General features: G+C 65.2%; 17 protein-coding genes and 2 pseudogenes. 12 read left to right on the top strand and 7 right to left on the bottom strand.

Annotated features, from left to right (window positions below; genetic code table 11):
* Window positions 1–46 precede the first annotated feature (46 nt).
* On the bottom strand, window positions 47–916 hold the full coding sequence (gene bchO, locus HKW67_RS08780) for an alpha/beta fold hydrolase BchO (protein WP_171225027.1): 870 nt from the start codon (window positions 914–916) through the stop codon (window positions 47–49).
* Window positions 917–1,129: 213 nt separating this feature from the next.
* Here bchO and pufB point away from each other — a divergent pair, with 213 nt between their 5' ends.
* The 12 genes and pseudogenes from pufB (at window position 1,130) to HKW67_RS08840 (ending at window position 11,407) form a co-directional block, all read left to right on the top strand.
* Window positions 1,130–1,246, top strand: coding sequence for a light-harvesting antenna LH1, beta subunit (gene pufB, locus HKW67_RS08785; protein WP_206044651.1), 117 nt, complete (start codon window positions 1,130–1,132; stop codon window positions 1,244–1,246).
* Window positions 1,247–1,269: 23 nt separating this feature from the next.
* Window positions 1,270–1,440: a light-harvesting protein gene (gene pufA / locus HKW67_RS08790; protein ID WP_171225029.1), complete on the top strand. Its 171-nt coding sequence runs from the start codon at window positions 1,270–1,272 to the stop codon at window positions 1,438–1,440.
* Between the two features lie 85 nt (window positions 1,441–1,525).
* Complete coding sequence (gene pufA / locus HKW67_RS08795; RefSeq protein WP_171225030.1) at window positions 1,526–1,741, top strand: light-harvesting antenna LH1, alpha subunit; 216 nt, start codon at window positions 1,526–1,528, stop codon at window positions 1,739–1,741.
* A 125-nt stretch (window positions 1,742–1,866) separates the two neighbouring features.
* The gene (gene pufL, locus HKW67_RS08800; RefSeq protein WP_171225031.1) at window positions 1,867–2,691 is read left to right on the top strand and encodes a photosynthetic reaction center subunit L; all 825 of its coding nucleotides are present in this window, start codon (window positions 1,867–1,869) and stop codon (window positions 2,689–2,691) included.
* An 11-nt stretch (window positions 2,692–2,702) separates the two neighbouring features.
* Window positions 2,703–3,623: pseudogene (pufM, locus tag HKW67_RS08805) on the top strand (photosynthetic reaction center subunit M); the annotation flags it as partial.
* A gap of 254 nt (window positions 3,624–3,877) precedes the next feature.
* Window positions 3,878–4,999 carry a photosynthetic reaction center cytochrome PufC gene (pufC, locus tag HKW67_RS08810; protein ID WP_171225033.1) on the top strand — a complete coding sequence of 374 codons (1,122 nt, stop codon included), beginning with the start codon at window positions 3,878–3,880 and terminating at the stop codon, window positions 4,997–4,999.
* 254 nt (window positions 5,000–5,253) lie between these two features.
* Window positions 5,254–5,895, top strand: coding sequence for a vWA domain-containing protein (locus HKW67_RS08815; RefSeq protein ID WP_171225034.1), 642 nt, complete (start codon window positions 5,254–5,256; stop codon window positions 5,893–5,895).
* 4 nt (window positions 5,896–5,899) lie between these two features.
* Window positions 5,900–6,946: a PP2C family serine/threonine-protein phosphatase gene (locus HKW67_RS08820; protein WP_171225035.1), complete on the top strand. Its 1,047-nt coding sequence runs from the start codon at window positions 5,900–5,902 to the stop codon at window positions 6,944–6,946.
* The gene (locus tag HKW67_RS08825; RefSeq protein WP_171225036.1) at window positions 6,934–8,358 is read left to right on the top strand and encodes a protein kinase domain-containing protein; all 1,425 of its coding nucleotides are present in this window, start codon (window positions 6,934–6,936) and stop codon (window positions 8,356–8,358) included. Before HKW67_RS08820 ends, HKW67_RS08825 begins: the two co-directional genes overlap by 13 nt.
* A gap of 35 nt (window positions 8,359–8,393) precedes the next feature.
* The gene (locus tag HKW67_RS08830; RefSeq protein WP_171225037.1) at window positions 8,394–9,023 is read left to right on the top strand and encodes a hypothetical protein; all 630 of its coding nucleotides are present in this window, start codon (window positions 8,394–8,396) and stop codon (window positions 9,021–9,023) included.
* A 212-nt stretch (window positions 9,024–9,235) separates the two neighbouring features.
* Window positions 9,236–9,769 (top strand): hypothetical protein, encoded by a 534-nt coding sequence (locus tag HKW67_RS08835; protein ID WP_171225038.1) that lies wholly within the window; start codon window positions 9,236–9,238, stop codon window positions 9,767–9,769.
* 9 nt (window positions 9,770–9,778) lie between these two features.
* Window positions 9,779–11,407, top strand: a complete 1,629-nt coding sequence (locus HKW67_RS08840) for a hypothetical protein (RefSeq protein WP_171225039.1) — start codon at window positions 9,779–9,781, stop codon at window positions 11,405–11,407.
* Between the two features lie 30 nt (window positions 11,408–11,437).
* Here the strand turns inward: HKW67_RS08840 and puhC are convergent, their stop codons facing one another.
* The 6 genes and pseudogenes from puhC to HKW67_RS08870 all read right to left on the bottom strand — a co-directional run bounded on the left by puhC (window position 11,438) and on the right by HKW67_RS08870 (window position 16,251).
* Complete coding sequence (puhC, locus tag HKW67_RS08845) at window positions 11,438–11,923, bottom strand: photosynthetic complex assembly protein PuhC (protein ID WP_171225040.1); 486 nt, start codon at window positions 11,921–11,923, stop codon at window positions 11,438–11,440.
* Entirely contained in the window at window positions 11,920–12,579 is a 660-nt protein-coding gene (gene puhB, locus HKW67_RS08850) for a photosynthetic complex putative assembly protein PuhB (RefSeq protein ID WP_171225041.1), read from the bottom strand. Before puhB ends, puhC begins: the two co-directional genes overlap by 4 nt.
* Window positions 12,576–13,390 (bottom strand): annotated as a pseudogene (gene puhA, locus HKW67_RS08855) (photosynthetic reaction center subunit H). Before puhA ends, puhB begins: the two are co-directional and overlap by 4 nt.
* Window positions 13,347–14,798: a BCD family MFS transporter gene (locus HKW67_RS08860; protein ID WP_171225042.1), complete on the bottom strand. Its 1,452-nt coding sequence runs from the start codon at window positions 14,796–14,798 to the stop codon at window positions 13,347–13,349. The pseudogene puhA and the gene HKW67_RS08860 overlap by 44 nt, the downstream one beginning before the upstream one ends.
* A 15-nt stretch (window positions 14,799–14,813) precedes the next feature.
* A complete protein-coding gene (gene acsF, locus HKW67_RS08865) occupies window positions 14,814–15,899 on the bottom strand; it encodes a magnesium-protoporphyrin IX monomethyl ester (oxidative) cyclase (RefSeq protein WP_171225043.1) in 1,086 nt (361 codons plus the stop codon).
* Between the two features lie 16 nt (window positions 15,900–15,915).
* Window positions 15,916–16,251, bottom strand: a complete 336-nt coding sequence (locus HKW67_RS08870) for a hypothetical protein (RefSeq protein WP_206044654.1) — start codon at window positions 16,249–16,251, stop codon at window positions 15,916–15,918.
* Window positions 16,252–16,275: the final 24 nt, after the last annotated feature.

Raw genomic sequence — 16,275 nt, forward strand, 5'->3', positions numbered from 1 at the left:
ACTCTTAGCGCTCTTTACTCTTAGCGCCTTTCACTCTTAGCGCCGTTCAAGCCGTCCCCCCGCCAATCCACTCCGCCACTTCCTCCGCCCGTTCTTCCATCAGCAGGTGTCCGCCTTCCTCCACCCGGTAGGTCGCGCCTCGCACACTCGCCACCGCACGCCGCAGCGCCGGTTCCGGCACCCAGCGATCCCGTCGCCCCGCGATGATATCCAGCGGCGTGTCCAACGTCGCCAGATCGCGCATGAGCGTGGGCAGGTCCCATCGCGCCATCATGGCCAGCGCCGCGTGCACGTGCGTGGGCATGCCGCAGAGCATCTCATAGCGCGACAGCTGCGCCGGCGTGAGCGTACTCCCCGTGCTCGCCAGCATCGCGCGAATGATCCGCGTGCCCGCGGCCAGCTTGGCGGCACTGTGCGCCACCGTAGCGCTTTCGACCACGGTTCCGATGATTGGCGCGATCAAGCTGACATACCACGCCGGTGGGGCCACCAAGGCGGCGCACAGCCCCACAATCCGCGCGGGCGCGATGCCGCGCTGCAGGGCCATGCGCAGGAGTACCGGCACCCCCGCCGAGTGCCCGGCGGCCACCTGCGGGTGGAGACGCAGGGCGTCGAGTAGCTGCTGGAGGGCGCGGGCCATACCGTCGATGGTGTACACATCTCGCGCCCGCTCGACGGCTGGCGGCACGACGGTGAAGCCATGACCGGGTAAATCCGTCGAAATGACCGTAAACGACCGCGCCAATGCGGAAGCACAGCCGGCCCAGGAGTGCGTACTGCCGCCTGTCCCATGCACGAGAAGCACAGCGGGGCCACTTCCCTGCTGCTGAAAGTGCCAGCGGATGCCGTCGAGCTCGAGAAATCGGGAATGCTCGCGGCCAGGCCAGTCCGCCGGCGGTTCGATCAGGGTCGACACGGTACTTTCAGGGGATGAATCGGGGCGAAGTCAGGAAGTGACCGAAAAATCGGCGAAAAAGCGTAAATTCTTCTTGACGCTTTGAAGTGTAAGGTCCAGTTTACACCCGTCAACTGAAGGTAGTTGGCCGAGGCTGTGTGAGCTCGGCACCCCCGCCGCGCGGGTTGAGCGCGGCAACTCGCATTTTTCGGAGGCATGATGGAAAAAGGCGGAATGACTGAGGACGAGGCCCGGCGTTTTCACGGCTACTTCGTGACCGGTACCCTCGGCTACATCATCGTTGCTGCAGTCGCGCATTTCCTTGCGTGGCAGTGGCGTCCGTGGTTCTAACCCTCTGATTCGGAGCACAACGAATGCACAGAATCTGGCAGGGCATGGATCCACAGATCATCATGAGCGGCCTCGGATTTTTCCTGGCTGGCCTTGCGCTGATCATCCATATGTGGGCCTACAGCATCACGGGTTGGCCGAAGTACAAGAAGGCGCAGTACAACGCGCAGACGCCTCCGACAGCGGTCCGCTGACCTTTTTGTCAGCCTGACCCCTGCTGCGTGACGGTAGCCTCCGTCATGGTGGAAGGGCTCCTACACCTTCTCTCGAGGTTTTGTTATGCACCGCATTTGGTTGATGTTTGACCCACGCCGCGTGATGGTCGCCATGGTCGGCTTCCTGGCCGTGCTCGCGCTGGTCATTCACTTCATCCTGCTCAGCTCACAGCGCTATTCGTGGATCGAGAATGGCACGCTGTCAGCTGCCCAGGCGCCCGTCGGGGCATCGGCGCCAGCCGCTGCGGCAGAAATGTCGCCGCTTCCGCCAGGCCGATAATTCGTCGCGCGTCGTAGCCGGGATGGCGCCTCGCACGTGTCAGTGCGACGCCATCCCCGGCCGACGCCAGCGCGTCGTTCCCTCCCCCCCGTTCGTCCATCTCTGCGCGTCCGGAGAGATCGCCCATGGCGATGCTGAGTTTTGAAAAGAAGTACCGTGTCCGCGGTGGTACGCTGATCGGCGGAGATCTGTTCGATTTCTGGTTCGGTCCGTTCTACGTGGGCTTCTTCGGGGTCACGACGATTTTCTTCGTCACACTCGGCACGCTGTTATGCGTGTGGGGCGCGGCGATGGGACCGACGTGGAACCTCTGGCAGATCAGTATTGCCCCACCCGATCTCAAGTACGGTTTGGGGCTTGCCCCGCTCCGTGAAGGCGGGCTGTGGCAGATCATCACCTTGTGTGCACTTGGCGCCTTCGGCAGTTGGGCGCTGCGTCAAGCCGAGATCAGTCGAAAGCTCGGCATGGGCATGCACATCCCGTGGGCGTACGGCGGTGCCGTGCTCGCCTACGCCACACTCGTCGTGATCCGACCGATGCTCCTTGGAGCTTGGGGGCACGGCTTTCCGTACGGGATCTTCTCGCACTTGGATTGGGTGTCGAACGTGGGGTACCAGTACCTCCACTTCCACTACAACCCGGCGCACATGATCGCCGTGACCTTCTTCTTCACCAACTGCCTCGCCCTGGCGATGCACGGATCCTTGATCCTGTCGGTGACGAATCCCAAGAAAGGCACGCCCGTCGGGACCAGTGAAACTGAAAACGTTTTCTTCCGCGACCTGCTCGGCTACTCGATCGGCGCGATCGGCATCCACCGTCTCGGCCTGTTCCTCGCGGTCGGCGCAGCGGTTTGGAGTGCGATCTGCATCGTGATTTCCGGCCCCTTCTGGACGAAGGGCTGGCCTGAGTGGTGGAATTGGTGGCTCAATCTTCCGATCTGGCGCTGAGGCGAGGGCACATGCTCGAATACCAGAACCTCTTCACGCGCGTCCAGGTCCGGACGGTTCCCGAAGCCGGCATCGAGATCGACGAATCGACCGGGACGCGCTACGGCACCGGGACCTTCTCGTATCTCGCCGGCAAGTTCGGCGACGCGCAGATCGGACCGATCTATCTCGGATGGGCAGGCGTCCTGTCGCTCATCTTCGGCTTCATGGCCTTCGAGATCATCGGTCTCAACATGTGGGCCTCGGTGGGCTGGGACCCGGTGGAGTTCATCCGCCAACTTCCCTGGCTCGCGCTCGAACCACCCCCACCGCAGTATGGCCTGCGTGTCCCGCCTCTCGCGCAGGGTGGCTGGTACCTGATGGCCGGATTCTTCCTGACGATCAGCATCCTGCTCTGGTGGGTTCGCGTGTATCGTCGGGCCCGCGCCCTCAACATGGGCACGCACCTCCCGTGGGCCTTTGCCAGCGCGATCTTCCTGTACTCCACGTTCTTCTTCCAGCCGCTGCTCGTCGGTAGTTGGAGCGAGATGGTGCCCTTCGGCATCTTCCCGCACTTGGATTGGACGTCGGCGTTCTCGATTCGCTACGGCAACCTGTACTACAATCCGTTCCACGCCCTCTCCATCGCCTTCCTGTACGGTTCCGCCGTGCTGTTCGCGATGCACGGCGCCACCATTCTGGCGGTCGCCCGGTTGGGCGGTGAACGCGAGATCGAACAGATCACCGATCGTGGTACTGCGGCCGAACGTTCCATGCTCTTCTGGCGATGGACGATGGGCTTCAACGCCACGATGGAATCGATTCACCGCTGGTCGTGGTGGTTCGCCGTGCTGACGACATTCAGCGGCGGTATCGGCATCCTGCTCACTGGCACCGTGGTCGACAACTGGTACCTCTGGGGCGTGAAGCATGGCCTGGTGGCACCGTACCCGGCGCAGAACACCCTGACCGAAGAACAGCAGCAGCTGCTGCGTGGTCGGTATCAGGGCACCGCTCCGGATTCCTTCCCGTCGTATGTCGCTCCGCAGCCCGCGATGATGCTCGATTCGACCGCCATGATGGCTCCGGCGGACTCGATGAAGGCGGATTCCACTAAGGTTGATTCCGCCGCGGCGCCGTCCGCGCCGGCCGCTGCCGCTCCGCCACCGGCCAAGCCGCCCGCCCCGTCCGTCGGAGGGAAGACGCCATGAGCATCCTTCGACGTTCAATCGGCCTCGTGGCCCCGCTCGCGCTGCTCTCCCTGGGCGCGTGCGGTGATACGGCGACTGATTCCGTGCAGGTCGGCTATCGCGGCACTGGCATGGAGCAGAACTACGATCACGGCGACCTGAAGAAGCAGTTCGCGCAGGTGAAGATCCCCACGCCGCTTCCTCCGGCTGGTGAGTCACCACCGGGTCCGCTTCCGTGGCAGAACGTGCAGGTGCTGAACGACATCTCCGTCGGTGAGTTCAACCGCACGATGGTGGCCATGAGCACCTGGGTGGCCGGCACCGGCAACTGTGCCTACTGCCACAACATCGCGAACCTCGCGGCCGACACGCTGCCCAACGGCAAGCCCCTGTACACGAAGCTCGTGGCCCGTCGCATGCTGCAGATGACCCGCCAGATCAACGGCCAGTACTCGCAGCACGTGAAGAACACCGGCGTCACCTGCTACACCTGTCACATGGGCAAGCCGCTGCCGAACGGCCTCTGGTTCTACTCGAGCCAGACGGACTATCTGCGGCACTATCTCGATCGGGATGGCGCGCGTGTCGTGACACGGGATGTGGCGCCGTCCAACGCGAATCGCAGCTCGGTGAAGCAGACGGAATGGACGTACGCGCTCATGATTTCGCAGTCCCGCTCTCTCGGCGTGAACTGCACGTACTGCCACAACACCCGTCAGTTCGCCAGCTGGAAGGAAGCACCGCCGGCCCGCGTTACCGCGTACCATGGCATTCTCATGCTGCGTGACGTAAACCAGAACTACCTGTCGCCGCTGCAGCCGGTCTATCCGTCGGTGCGCCTCGGCACGCAGGGCGATGCTCCGAAGGCGCAGTGCGTGACGTGCCACAACGGCAACTATAAGCCGCTGTACGGGGCGCAGATGGTGAAGGACTACCCTGCCCTCTGGGGTCGGGCGGATTGGAACGGCGTGCCCTTCCAGGGGCTCTCGCCGAAGGCGGACACCACGTCTGCCGGTGCGGCTCCGGCCGCTCCTGCCGCCGCCGCACCGGTACCGGCCGTGAAGCGCAGCAGTGCGCGGACCGTGCCTGCGCCGACCGTGATTGGCGGTGCCGTGGGCAGCCCGAACACGCCGAAGTAAGAGCAGTACCGCGCTTCCGCGCACAGGGCCCCTGGCCCACCGCGCGATCGACCCCGTAGTGCCGACTCGGTACTACGGGGTTTCGCGTATCGGCAGTGTGCGGCAGACATCCGGATCGTGACGCACCAACGTAGAGTTCCTGTATCCGCGCGTGACGTCGTCGTCCACGAAACCTCCGTCGCCCCGTCCGCATTCATCTCGCGAGAGCCGGTGCATCGGCCGCCCCCTTTTCCGCCCTCCGAGCGAGCCTTCCCGTGTCCACCCGTCGCCTTCCCGTTTACATCCTCGCCGACGTTTCCGGCTCGATGCAGGGTACCCCCATCGAGTCCGTGAAGTCCGGGATCCGGCAGCTCCATCGCGATCTGCTCGGTGATCCGCAGGCGATCGAGAGTGCCTATCTCTCGGTGCTCACGTTCTCGAATTCCGCCCAGCAGCTCGTACCGCTGACGGAAGTCGCGATGTTCAATCCGCCGGAGTTGCAGGCCAGCGGACAGACGAACTTCGGAGACGGCCTGCGCCTATTGCTCGAGGTGTTCGAGCGCGAGTTGGTGCGCACCACAGCCGATCAGAAGGGTGACTGGCGTCCGCTGGTCTTTATTCTCTCCGACGGCGCGCCCACCGATGTCGACTGGCCCGTCTATGCGCAGCAGCTCCGCGAACGGCGCCCGGCCAACATCATCGCCGTCGCGTGCGGCGACCAAGCCGATGTCGAGGCGCTCAAACAGGTCACCGAGATCGTGATTCAGATGCAGGACATGTCGCCCGACGCCTTCAAGGCCTTCTTCCGCTTCGTGTCGGCGTCGGTGAAACAGACGAGCGCGAAGGTGGGCGCGATGGCCGACGGCGGTGGCATAACGCTGCCGCCTCCGCCGCCCGGCATCACGATCGTACCGTAAACGCGTGCCCGACGAAACTTCGGAATCCGAGACACGCGATACGCTGCTACCCGAGGTCCCGGTGGCAGCACCGGTGGCCGCGGAGCCCGCGCGCGCCATCTGGACGGTCACCCCGCCGATCTCGCCGTGGTGCCCTGCGGAATGGAGCGCGCATCTCGACGCGGTCGCTCCGGGGCTGGTGCGCCCCGACGCGCACGGCCCACTGGCCGAGGCCACCGGCATGCGCGCGGCCCGCGACGGCTGGTCGTTGCTGGTGGCCTCGCGACGCGGCCGCCTGCACGCGCATCGTGGCGATCATCGGGAAGATGCCGGTCAGCTGCTCCTCTTCGATCACGGCTGGTGCGCCGCAGTGGCCGATGGCGCGGGTTCAGCCACGTACAGTCGCCTCGGCGCCGCGATTGCCACGCACGTGGCGACGCACACGGTACGGGAGACCTTGCACCACGGACACGCCGACACCACGCAACCGTCGCTGCTGGGTCGCGCCCTCGAGGCCGGTGCCACGGCGGCCAATCATGCGCTACGCGACTTCGCCGCGAAGTGTGGGCTCGCGCTGCGCGATCTGCGCACCACGTTGCTCGTCGCCGCGCATCACGGCGGCCGAATCGGCTTACTACAGGTGGGCGATGGCGCGTCGGCGTGGCTCAACGCCGATGGCACCGTCTCCCAACCACTCAGCGGGGCGATCACCGAGTTCTCGGGCGAAGTGGCGCACTTTCTTCCCGACGATGGCGCCATCGAACACTTGGTGCAGTCGTTGGTGATCCGCGATGCGGCGCACTGCGCGGCACTCATACTCGCCACCGACGGCGTGGAAGATCCGTGGTATCCGTTCACGCGGCATGCGGGCCCGCTCTACGCGCAACTGCTGCATGGCGTGAACGACGCCGTGAGCGCCGGCGGTGTGACGTCGTCGCATCCGGCCCCGGTGTTGAGCGCCTCCGATCCGGTGCATGCGCTCATCGAGTGGCTGGCCTTCGAGAAGCGCGGCGAGAATGACGATCGCACGTTGTGCGTGATCCGCCAGGACGGCGTCGCATGGGCACCGTAAGCTGTCGCCTGACCGATGGGCGTGTGCTGCAGCTGGAAGACGAACCGGTGGGCACCGGCGCCGAGAAGCGAGTGTTCCTCACCCGTGATCGGCAGTATGCCGTGGGCTTCTACTACGGGTCGCTGAGCGATCGCCGTGAGCGCGTCGATCGGCTCACGCGCATTCTCACGAACTACAATCCCACCCTCGCCGCCAACGGCGCCTACTGGACACCGTACTACTCGTGGCCGGTCGGCATGGTGGACGGCGAGCACGCCGTCCCCACGGACTTCGTGCGCAAGCAGCAACTGGTGTGGCCACCACTCGGTGTCGTCACGCCCACCTATCGCCCCAACTTCTACTTCGCCGATCGTTTCGGCACGAAGCAGGAGAAAGAGGTGCGTTGGTTCACCGGCGGTAAGGCATCGAAGTTCGTGCCGCAGGCCGAAGCGGGATCACTGCTCACGCGTATGCAGATTGCCGTGCGTTTGGCGCGCGCGGTGCGTCGACTGCATATGGCAGGACTCGCACACGCCGACCTGTCGAACAAGAACGTGTTGGTCGATCCCAAGGCCGGCGACGCGTGCATCATCGACATCGACTCACTCGTGGTGCCTGGTGTGGCGCCGCCATCGGTGCTCGGCACACCCGGGTACATCGCACCTGAGGTGCTGGCCAACAAGGCGCAGCCGTCGATCGCGACCGACAAGCACGCGTTGGCGGTGCTGCTCTACGAGCTGTTACTCGAACGCCACCCGCTGCAGGGCAAGAAGGTGAACAGCTCGCGGTCCGCCGAGGAAGACGAAACGCTTTCCATGGGCGCGCAGGCGCTGTTCGTGGAGCATCCCACCGATCGGCGTAATCCGTCGGTGAAAGCCATCGATGTGCCATATACGCGCCTGGGCCCGGCCTTGGCCCAATGTTTCACGCGCACGTTCGTGGATGGATTGCATGCACCTTCCAAGCGCGCGGATGCTGCCGAGTGGGAGCTGGCGTTGTATCGCACGATGCAGCGCATGCACCCGTTGCCGTCGGGCAAGTGGACGATTGTCGGTGCCGGCTTGCCGAATACGTCGTTGCGTGGCGACGAGCGACTGGCGGGCACCCCGCTGGTCGCGCAGCTCTGGCGTGACACCGATCGCGGCATGGTGGACGAGAAGGATCAGCTCGTGCTCTGGCATCACCTCATGCTGCACGACTGGCATCTGTGTCTCGGCACACTACCGGATGAGCGGGCGGATCGCACACCGCGCGGGTACGTGGCACAACACGGTGGCAAGTGGTGGCTGGTGAACACCAGCGACACGCCGTGGTATGTAGAGGGCGGCGCGGCCATTGGCCGCAATGCGTCGGTAGAGTGCGTGAGCGGGCTCGCGTTGCGTATCAGCGATGCGGTCCCGGCGCGCGTGCTGCGCTTCAGCCACGTGGGCTGATTCCGACCTCGGACTCGATCCCCTCTTCGCGTCTCATGACACCGCCTGTCCCGCCGCTTGGCTCGCCGGCCGTTCACGATTCCGACGCATTTCAGCGCGTGGGGCGCGCGCTGATCACGTGCTGGCCGCTGTGGTCGGCGGAACCGGACGTCGGCGATCGCGCCGTGCGCGTAGGGAGGCAACGCAATCGGCTACTCGACGAGACGGGCAGTGATCATCGTCCGCTGGTCGACTTGCTGCTCGACCTCGGCCACACCATCCGCCCCACGCTGCAACGCATCACGCTCACGCCACTCTCGGCATCGGCGTGGGACACGGCCCGCGCGCCGATGGTGCATCAGATCGTATCCACCCGGTATCTGCAGCCCGACGTGGCCCGTTGGGCGGTCGATGTGTGGGGGCGAGCGCTCGGTGTGTCCCCCGCACCGGCACCGACGGCGCGTTCGCTCATTGCGTCACCGCAGCTTCGGACCTCGGAGCCGGTGCCGTATGCCGCGGCGACGGGTGCCGCCGGCGCGGCGGCGGCCACCGCGAAAGCGACGTTGGCGCGCGCCACCACGCGCTTCGGGACCTGCCGCCGCTGCCCAGCACGCCGAAACCGCCGCGCCCGAATGCGCCGTCATGGGCCGGCGGGCCAGCGTCGTTCGGCGTCGGCGCCAAAGTGAAGCCCGCAGCGAGGTCGGCGCTGGCCAGCAGTGGACGACTCGTGCCCGGCGCATACCGCGTACAGGGTCCGAAGTATCAGCCGGTGGAGCGACTGGCAGCCCTGGTCCTGACGGGCATGCTGTCGATCATGCTCATTGTGACGATTGGGCAGAAATTTGGTCCGCAGACGCGGCGTTCGGGGAACGTCATCACAACTCGAGCTGAGGCCCCAATGCCCCGTACAGCCACGATCGCACCGGGACCCTCCACCGATTCATCGCCGGCACGATCGGGCCCGGAAACGGCCGCGGCGGCCCCGCACGAGCCTTTCACCAGCGCGACGGAGAGGGCCACCGCACCCAATGTCCCGTTCGTCTCGCCGATGCTGGCCGGTGTGGCGGGTCGCTACCGCGTGACCCAGCGCATCCGCTCCGTGGACGGCAGCTCCAGCTGCGAATCGGTGGCGAGCGCGCTTGGCGTGGGGCGCGAAAGCGAAGAGCGTATCACGCACGTGCCGGGGCGCGCCGCGTTCCGGCTCGATTCGCGCGGCGTCGCGGGAACGCTCGACTCCGAGGGGCGCTTTGTCGCCGGGCCCCTGTCGGGGACCACGAACAACATTCCCTGGCAATTCCGGATGCGCGGTCGCTTTGTGTCCAACGGCTTCATCGGCGAGACGGAGACGTACACGCAGGCGATTCTTCGCTGGGGGCGTACGCAGTCGTGCGTGGTGACCGCCGACTTGAGCGCGATCCGTCTTCCCGAGTGAGCGCCTGACATGACGGCATTCGCCGATCCGCGTGTGCGCATGCGCGACGCGCTGCGCCAGCTCGTGGAACAGGACCCCACCGCGTGGGATGGGCCCTCATTGCTAATCCTGCGCAACCGGCTGCTGGATTTCACCGGCAGTGACGCGCGTCCCCTGGCCGAACTGCTCATCGAAGCGCTGCGCCGCGGCTTCCGTGAGCGACTGCCGGAGGGCGCGTTGGAATCGGCGCGCTGGGACGCGCTGGTGGCGCCGTTCGTGATGCAATGGTCGGCCGAACGGTTCGTGCAGCCGGACATGGCGCGCTGGGCGGTGGAGTGCTGGGGCTACGCGCTGCGTACGATACAACCCGAGCAGCTCCGCATCGCGCCACCGCCCAAGCGAGAGCCGATTGCCGCGCTGGCCGCGCGATTGAATGCGACGGCCGCCTCGAGTGGTGTGCAAGCCGCCCGCAGCGCTGGGCTCCAGCTTGCGGGCGCGCCACGCGCGAACCCGCGCGGGCCTACACGAGCCGCGCCGGCGCGTGTCGTGGCGTCGGGACCAGCGCGCAGCGCCACGCCGTACAAGCCGTACACGCCGTACAGCCCCCGGGCGCGGGTCGCTGCGCCGGCGATGAATCCGTGGATCGCACGCGGCATGGTCGGCGTGCTCGGGCTCATGGGACTGGGTGTGATCGTGCAGGCCGCGATCGCGACCCGGAATGCACCGGCGGTGCCGACGGAGCGTGTCGCGACAGTATCGGTCGCCCCGCCAACCGCCGATGCTCGCGCGGGTGCGGCCAACGCGCTGGTGCCCACGATTTCCAATCGCGTGGTGCCGCCGAGTCTGACCGGCGGCGTGACGATCAATGCACCGGCGAATCCCGGCGTGCCGTCGATCACCCGCGCGATGCTCCCTACCGGCGCCGATAGCGGACGGATGCTGTTCGTCGATCCCGCCCGTCGCGCTGTCGGCGATTCGCGGCAGGCGAACATTCCGATGGTGGCGTCGCAAGCCACGTACGACGAGGTGCACCTCGAGGACGGTACCACGATGCGCGGCCGCGTGGAGATCGTGCGGGCCGGTGCGGTGATCTTCCGCGACTTGCGCACCGGGCTGCGTCACGAGCTGCGCAAGGAAGAGATCAACGAAATCATCACGGAATTCGGGACGCCGGTGCGCTTCCGCGCGAACGCGGTGCGTAGTGCCGGTGGCCCGCCACGTACGCGCGCCATGGTCACGGCCGCGACCAATGCGGGGCTGCGCGCGCGCGGCGTGGGCGGATCCTATCGCATCCGCTACGCAGCGCCGGTAGCGGTGGGCTCCAGCGAATGTGCGTCGGTATGGAGCCGCGCGCCTGATGCGGTGGACCGCGCCATCGTGCGCCATTTGCCGGGCGCCGACACGCTCACGCTGGCTTTCGATGCCGGCGACAATTTTCCGAGCAATGTCGATGCCGACGGATTCTTCGCGTCGACGTTTCGCATCGTGCCCGACCAGGCCCGCACCAGCACCGCGCTCACCACGCGACTCACCGGTCAGTTCCGCGCCAACGGCTCGCTGGCGCTCACGGTGAACATCGTCTTCTTCCGTCGCGTGCGCAGCGGCGCCGATCTGGCCTGCACGGTGACCGTAAAAGCAGAAGGCCAGCGCGAGTCCTAGCGCTGGCCTGTCGTCACACGGTCCCGACGACTACTTCGACTGCACCAGCAATCGATCGAACGATTCGACCTGGGTGGGCCCGAAGCTGGTCACCGTCACACTCTGCTTGGTGGCGGGGTCGTGGAGGACGAGCCGTCCGTCGACATAACGCACCAGCCGGAACGGCACTTCGGGGCCGATGCTCGCGGCACGGCGTTCGCGCGTGAGTGCGCGCATCGCACCGCGGAGAAAATTGTTGGTGCCGGGGCCAAGCTCGGCGGCCACTGTGTTGGTGGTCGCGTCCATCACCGTGATCGCGCCGCCGGGAACGTCGACGAAGCGCAAGGATCGCTCAGCCAGCACGGCCGTCGGAACTTCCCGGAACGCACCGAAGCCAAAAATCCGCGCCGAGATAGCGAGCCCGAACACGAAGACGACCAACGCCGCCGCCATGATAAGCGCCGGCCGGGGAACGATCAGCGGCCGGGCGTCGGGGCGTGCGCCCGGTTCCTGCTCGAAGTGAATGGGCGCGTTCATGCGGGCTGCGGTGCCAAATGTGGGTCACTCGCCGAAGCGCGAGAGGAATCGGCGGGCGCTCGCATCGCGCCTTCGGACGCATCAGCCACGGCCTGTGCCAGCAACGTGCCGATACGCTGCGCGTCGCGCAGTCCGCGCAGTACAGGCTGCGGCTGATTGATCGAAAACACGCGGCAGTGCGGCCACAGCGCGATGTAGGCCAGGCGATTCGGCTTGGTCAGCGTGAGCACCACCTGCCCTGTGCCGTCCTTGAAGACACCGACGCCAGCCGAATCGAGGATCGTGAACGGGACGTTGATCGACATTTCGAAGACCATGCCCAGCCGCAGGACCAGTCGCTGCGAGGTGATGGCGTACCACGATGTCCGGGCAACGACACCCGAGATCACGAAGACGATGGCCAGGACCAGCGCGGACAGCCCGACGCGAACCAGCAGGCTCACCAGAAAGTCCTGCGAGCTGAAGGCCAACGTGGTCGACGTAGCCCACACGATGGTCATCACGGCGAAGTAGGCCGCGAGCAGACGCCAATGAAACACATGCTTGGCGATCGGAAGGGCCTCTGGTGCGCCCTGCCAGAGGATATGCTCCCCCTCCGGCAGCGCGTGCGGCACGCCACGGATGTACTGCGGCGTGCCGTCTGCGCCGGAACTCATATGATCGGCTCGCTCCGTTCGGCCATGGCGTAGAGATGACCGCCGGCGTAGTAGGCGCAAACCATATCTTCTTCGAGGAGCGTGATCTGATCATCGCGCTTCAGGGCCGGCACGTTGGCGAACTGGGCGGCCGTGATCGCCTTCACGAGCAGCTTGTCGTTGCCCCAGAGCCCGAAGTTCGGCCACTGCACGAATCCGGCGGGGAGCATCACGCGCCGCTCGCTGCCGGTCAGCTGCACTTCGTAGTAGGTCACCTGCGGCTCGGCGCGATTCACCCACAGCTCGATCACCGTACCGGCCACCTGCTTGTCAGCCGCTACCACCGGAAGTCCGCGCGGATCCGGATCGCCCTTGGCGATCGAGTACGTCGGATCGAGACGCATAGGCACGATCTTGGCCGTGTTGTGGAACGTCATGTCGGGCGTGTCGGACCGATTGGCCCACGACGAAGGACCGACCCCGTCGATCATCGGATCGCCGGTCGGAATGAGCGCCGACCCGTTGTAGCTATCCGCCGGAACAGCCTTGATATCGGACATCAGTGCGTCCCCTCGCCGCTGGTCGGGCGATGAATGTAGGTCTTCTTTTCGGGCATCGCCGGCCAGCCTTCACGCGGACCCTGAGGCGATTCGAGCGGATACCCTTCGCGCTTGTCTTCCCGACGGATGTAGATGATCAACCCGAAGAAGAACAGCCAGAACGCATACAGTGCGATCTGCGCGCCATCGATGTATTGCATAGGTCGACTCCGGTACGAAGGGTGACGGTCAGGCCGGTAGATCGGCAAGGCCGAAGGACCGCGGCGTCGCATCGGCCGGGGCACGACTGGCCCTCCGACGAGCAACTAACGGCCCGAGTGCGACGAGTGTCGCGAACAGCGAGAAAATCTCGAGGTGATACACCACCGAATACGGCACCGAGGGAACACTCATCCCCGGGCCCAACGCGCCCCGCTCCACCAGATGCGACAGCCAATCTTTGAGGAGCCCACTGAGGGCGAACGACAACCCTTCCGCGGTCGCGAACACCGCGCCCCACGCGCCGAGCGCGATGCCGTGCTGCGACGCGTCCTTCAACTGCATCGCGAACGACAACGTACCGACACCGAACAACCCTTCACCAAAGCCGATCAGCCCGACGCCAATGCGAAAGAGCAGCGCAGAATCGAGCGGCGCGGCGAACACGATCATGGCAAAGCCAATGATGCCGCCCAGCGCGCCAAGGGCGGCCAGCCGGATGGGATCGCGCTGCCGACGCAGCAGCTCGGCCGACAGGGCGAAGGCCGCGACGGCCCCCGCTGCCATGATGGCGGTGAGCATGGTGGTCTGCGACACCGTGAGATGCAGGATCTCACCACCGTACGGCTCCAGCAGGACGTCCTGCAGATTGAACGCGAAGAAGCCGATGCCTGACGCGACCAGCAAACGCACCGCCTGCCCGCCGCCGGCGAAGGTACGCCACGCATCCCGGAAGCGTGGCCGGATCTCGTCCTTCGTGTATTCCACGACGCCCTTCACGCGCGCTTCCTGTTTCCACAGGGAGACCGCGTTACAGATCACGGTGAAGACCGCCGTCCCCTGGATGACCTGAATCAGCTTGAGCGGTGTGAAGTCGCGCAGGAACTGCTCGAGGACGAGCGCCGAGATCAACGTGCCGAGCAGCATCATGAGATACATGAGCGCAATCACGCGCGGGCGCTTGTCCTCACGCACCACATCGGTCGCCAGCGCGAGGCCGGCCGTCTGTGTGGTGTGGGCACCAGCACCGACGAGCAGGAAGGCCAGCGCCGTGCCGGCGTATCCGATCCAGGCCGGCCCCCGTCCACCATGCTCGGACAGCACGAGCAGCGCGAACGGCATGATGGCCAGGCCACCGAACTGCAACTGGGTGCCGAGCCAGAGGTACGGCACCCGCTTCCAGCCGAGGATGCTGCGATGCGTATCGGAGCGGAAGCCGACCAGCGCCCGCAGCGGCGCCACGAGCAACGGGATCGCGAGCATGATCGCCACCAACGACGCGGGGACGTTGAGCTCGAGGATCATGACACGATTGAGCGTGCCGACGAACAACGTCTGCACCATGCCGACCGACAGCTGAAAGAGCGCCAGTCGCATGAGGCGCGACAATGGCACCTCGGCGGTGGCGACATCGGCAAAGGGCATGAATCGACCCGAGAGGCTCGACAACCCTTTGACGAAGACATCTGCTGGATTTGGCATATCGTGTGTTCGCGCCTACCAGACGGGCTGCATACGCACATCGGCCGGCAACGCCTGACGATGTGGGGGACGGAGATACAGCTGCACGAAGGTGAGCGCATTCGCTCCCTTGAGCAGCACCACCTTGACCTTCGAGAAGAACCCGCCTGCCGCCTCGGCCTTCCGCATGGCATCCGTGTTGCGCCACATCCGGTCCATCAACGCCCAGAAGGCCTCGCTCTCGGTATCCACCGTATCGGGAAACACCTGACGGCTGATCTGGTTCGTGAGCGTGATGACGCGACGATCGTAGTCGTCGACATCGATGCCCATATGCTTGAAGAACGGCGCGCGCGCGTGGTCGCGCACGTACATGGTGCAGAACACGGCCAGCAGGAAGAAGCGGATCCAGAGCTTATTGCGCCCTTCCAACAGTTCTGGGTTGGAGCGCATCAGCACGGCAAACGCCTCACCGTGACGGAACTCGTCGAGGCACCAGTTCTCGAACCACTTGAAGATCGGGTGGAAACGCTTGTCTGGCTGCTTCTCGAAGTTGCGGAAGATCGTCACATATCGCGCGTACCCGATCTTCTCGGAGAGGTACGTCGCGTAGTAGATGAACTTCGGCTGGAAGAACGTGTACTTCTTCGCCTTCGTGAGGAAACTGAGATCGACGGCGACGTCGAAATCGTTCAACGTGTGATTGATGAAGCCGGCGTGCCGTCCTTCGTCCCGGCTCATGAAGCCGAAGAGCTCGCGGACTTCCGGATTCTTGATCCGCTTCTTGATCTCGGCGTACAGAATGCACCCACTGAATTCCGCCGTCACCGACGACACGAGGAATTCGATGAACTGCTCGCGCAGTTCGGGGTCCATCGCCGAAAGATCCGCGTCGAATTCTTCGTTGCGCTTGAAGTGGTTCTTGTTGGGATCCCGACGGAACTCCGCCAGGATGTCATCCCACATCTGCTGGTGCTCGGTCTTGATCTTGAGGGCGTCGATCTTCGCGAAATCCGTGGTATAAAACCTCGGGCTCAGAATCGCGTCCTGCTGGGCGTTCTTGGTGCTGTCGTTCACGTTGTCATACGCGCGAACGGGCAACTCGGTAGCGGTAGGGTACATAAGTGGGTCTGTTTCCTCAGCCTTCGAAGCCGACGTCGTACAGTTCGTAGAGCTCGGTGCCGCCGGTCAATTTCACGAACTGCCGACGCAACCAGCTGGCGCGCTGCACGGTGGCCCGGGAGGAATACGTGCGCTGCGTTCCGAACGGAATGCGCGTCGGCGTATTGTGGACCAGCACCTCATCACCGGGATCGACTTCCACGCCGTCCAGATCAACATGCGCGTGAAAGTGATCGTGCGTCGACTCGAGATCGATCGTACACGCCACCTCCACCTTGCGCTGCATCACGAACCACGCGCCGGCCGAGGCCGCGCCGATCCCTGCCAGTATCCAACCCAAACCATCGATCACGTCGTTCCCTCGAAACCAGAAGTC

The organism is Gemmatimonas groenlandica (assembly GCF_013004105.1).
In the GTDB taxonomy this organism is placed as follows: Bacteria; Gemmatimonadota; Gemmatimonadetes; order Gemmatimonadales; family Gemmatimonadaceae; genus Gemmatimonas; species Gemmatimonas groenlandica.

Coding starts and splice junctions, on each gene's coding strand:
- pufA (WP_171225029.1), top strand. CDS start 1,270: ATGCACAGAATCTGGCAGGGCATGGATCCACAGATCATCATGAGCGGC.
- acsF (WP_171225043.1), bottom strand. CDS start 15,899: ATGTACCCTACCGCTACCGAGTTGCCCGTTCGCGCGTATGACAACGTG.
- HKW67_RS08825 (WP_171225036.1), top strand. CDS start 6,934: ATGGGCACCGTAAGCTGTCGCCTGACCGATGGGCGTGTGCTGCAGCTG.
- HKW67_RS08840 (WP_171225039.1), top strand. CDS start 9,779: ATGACGGCATTCGCCGATCCGCGTGTGCGCATGCGCGACGCGCTGCGC.
- pufA (WP_171225030.1), top strand. CDS start 1,526: ATGCACCGCATTTGGTTGATGTTTGACCCACGCCGCGTGATGGTCGCC.
- puhC (WP_171225040.1), bottom strand. CDS start 11,923: ATGAACGCGCCCATTCACTTCGAGCAGGAACCGGGCGCACGCCCCGAC.
- HKW67_RS08830 (WP_171225037.1), top strand. CDS start 8,394: ATGACACCGCCTGTCCCGCCGCTTGGCTCGCCGGCCGTTCACGATTCC.
- puhB (WP_171225041.1), bottom strand. CDS start 12,579: ATGAGTTCCGGCGCAGACGGCACGCCGCAGTACATCCGTGGCGTGCCG.
- HKW67_RS08835 (WP_171225038.1), top strand. CDS start 9,236: ATGCCCCGTACAGCCACGATCGCACCGGGACCCTCCACCGATTCATCG.
- HKW67_RS08860 (WP_171225042.1), bottom strand. CDS start 14,798: ATGCCAAATCCAGCAGATGTCTTCGTCAAAGGGTTGTCGAGCCTCTCG.
- pufC (WP_171225033.1), top strand. CDS start 3,878: ATGAGCATCCTTCGACGTTCAATCGGCCTCGTGGCCCCGCTCGCGCTG.
- pufB (WP_206044651.1), top strand. CDS start 1,130: ATGACTGAGGACGAGGCCCGGCGTTTTCACGGCTACTTCGTGACCGGT.
- pufL (WP_171225031.1), top strand. CDS start 1,867: ATGGCGATGCTGAGTTTTGAAAAGAAGTACCGTGTCCGCGGTGGTACG.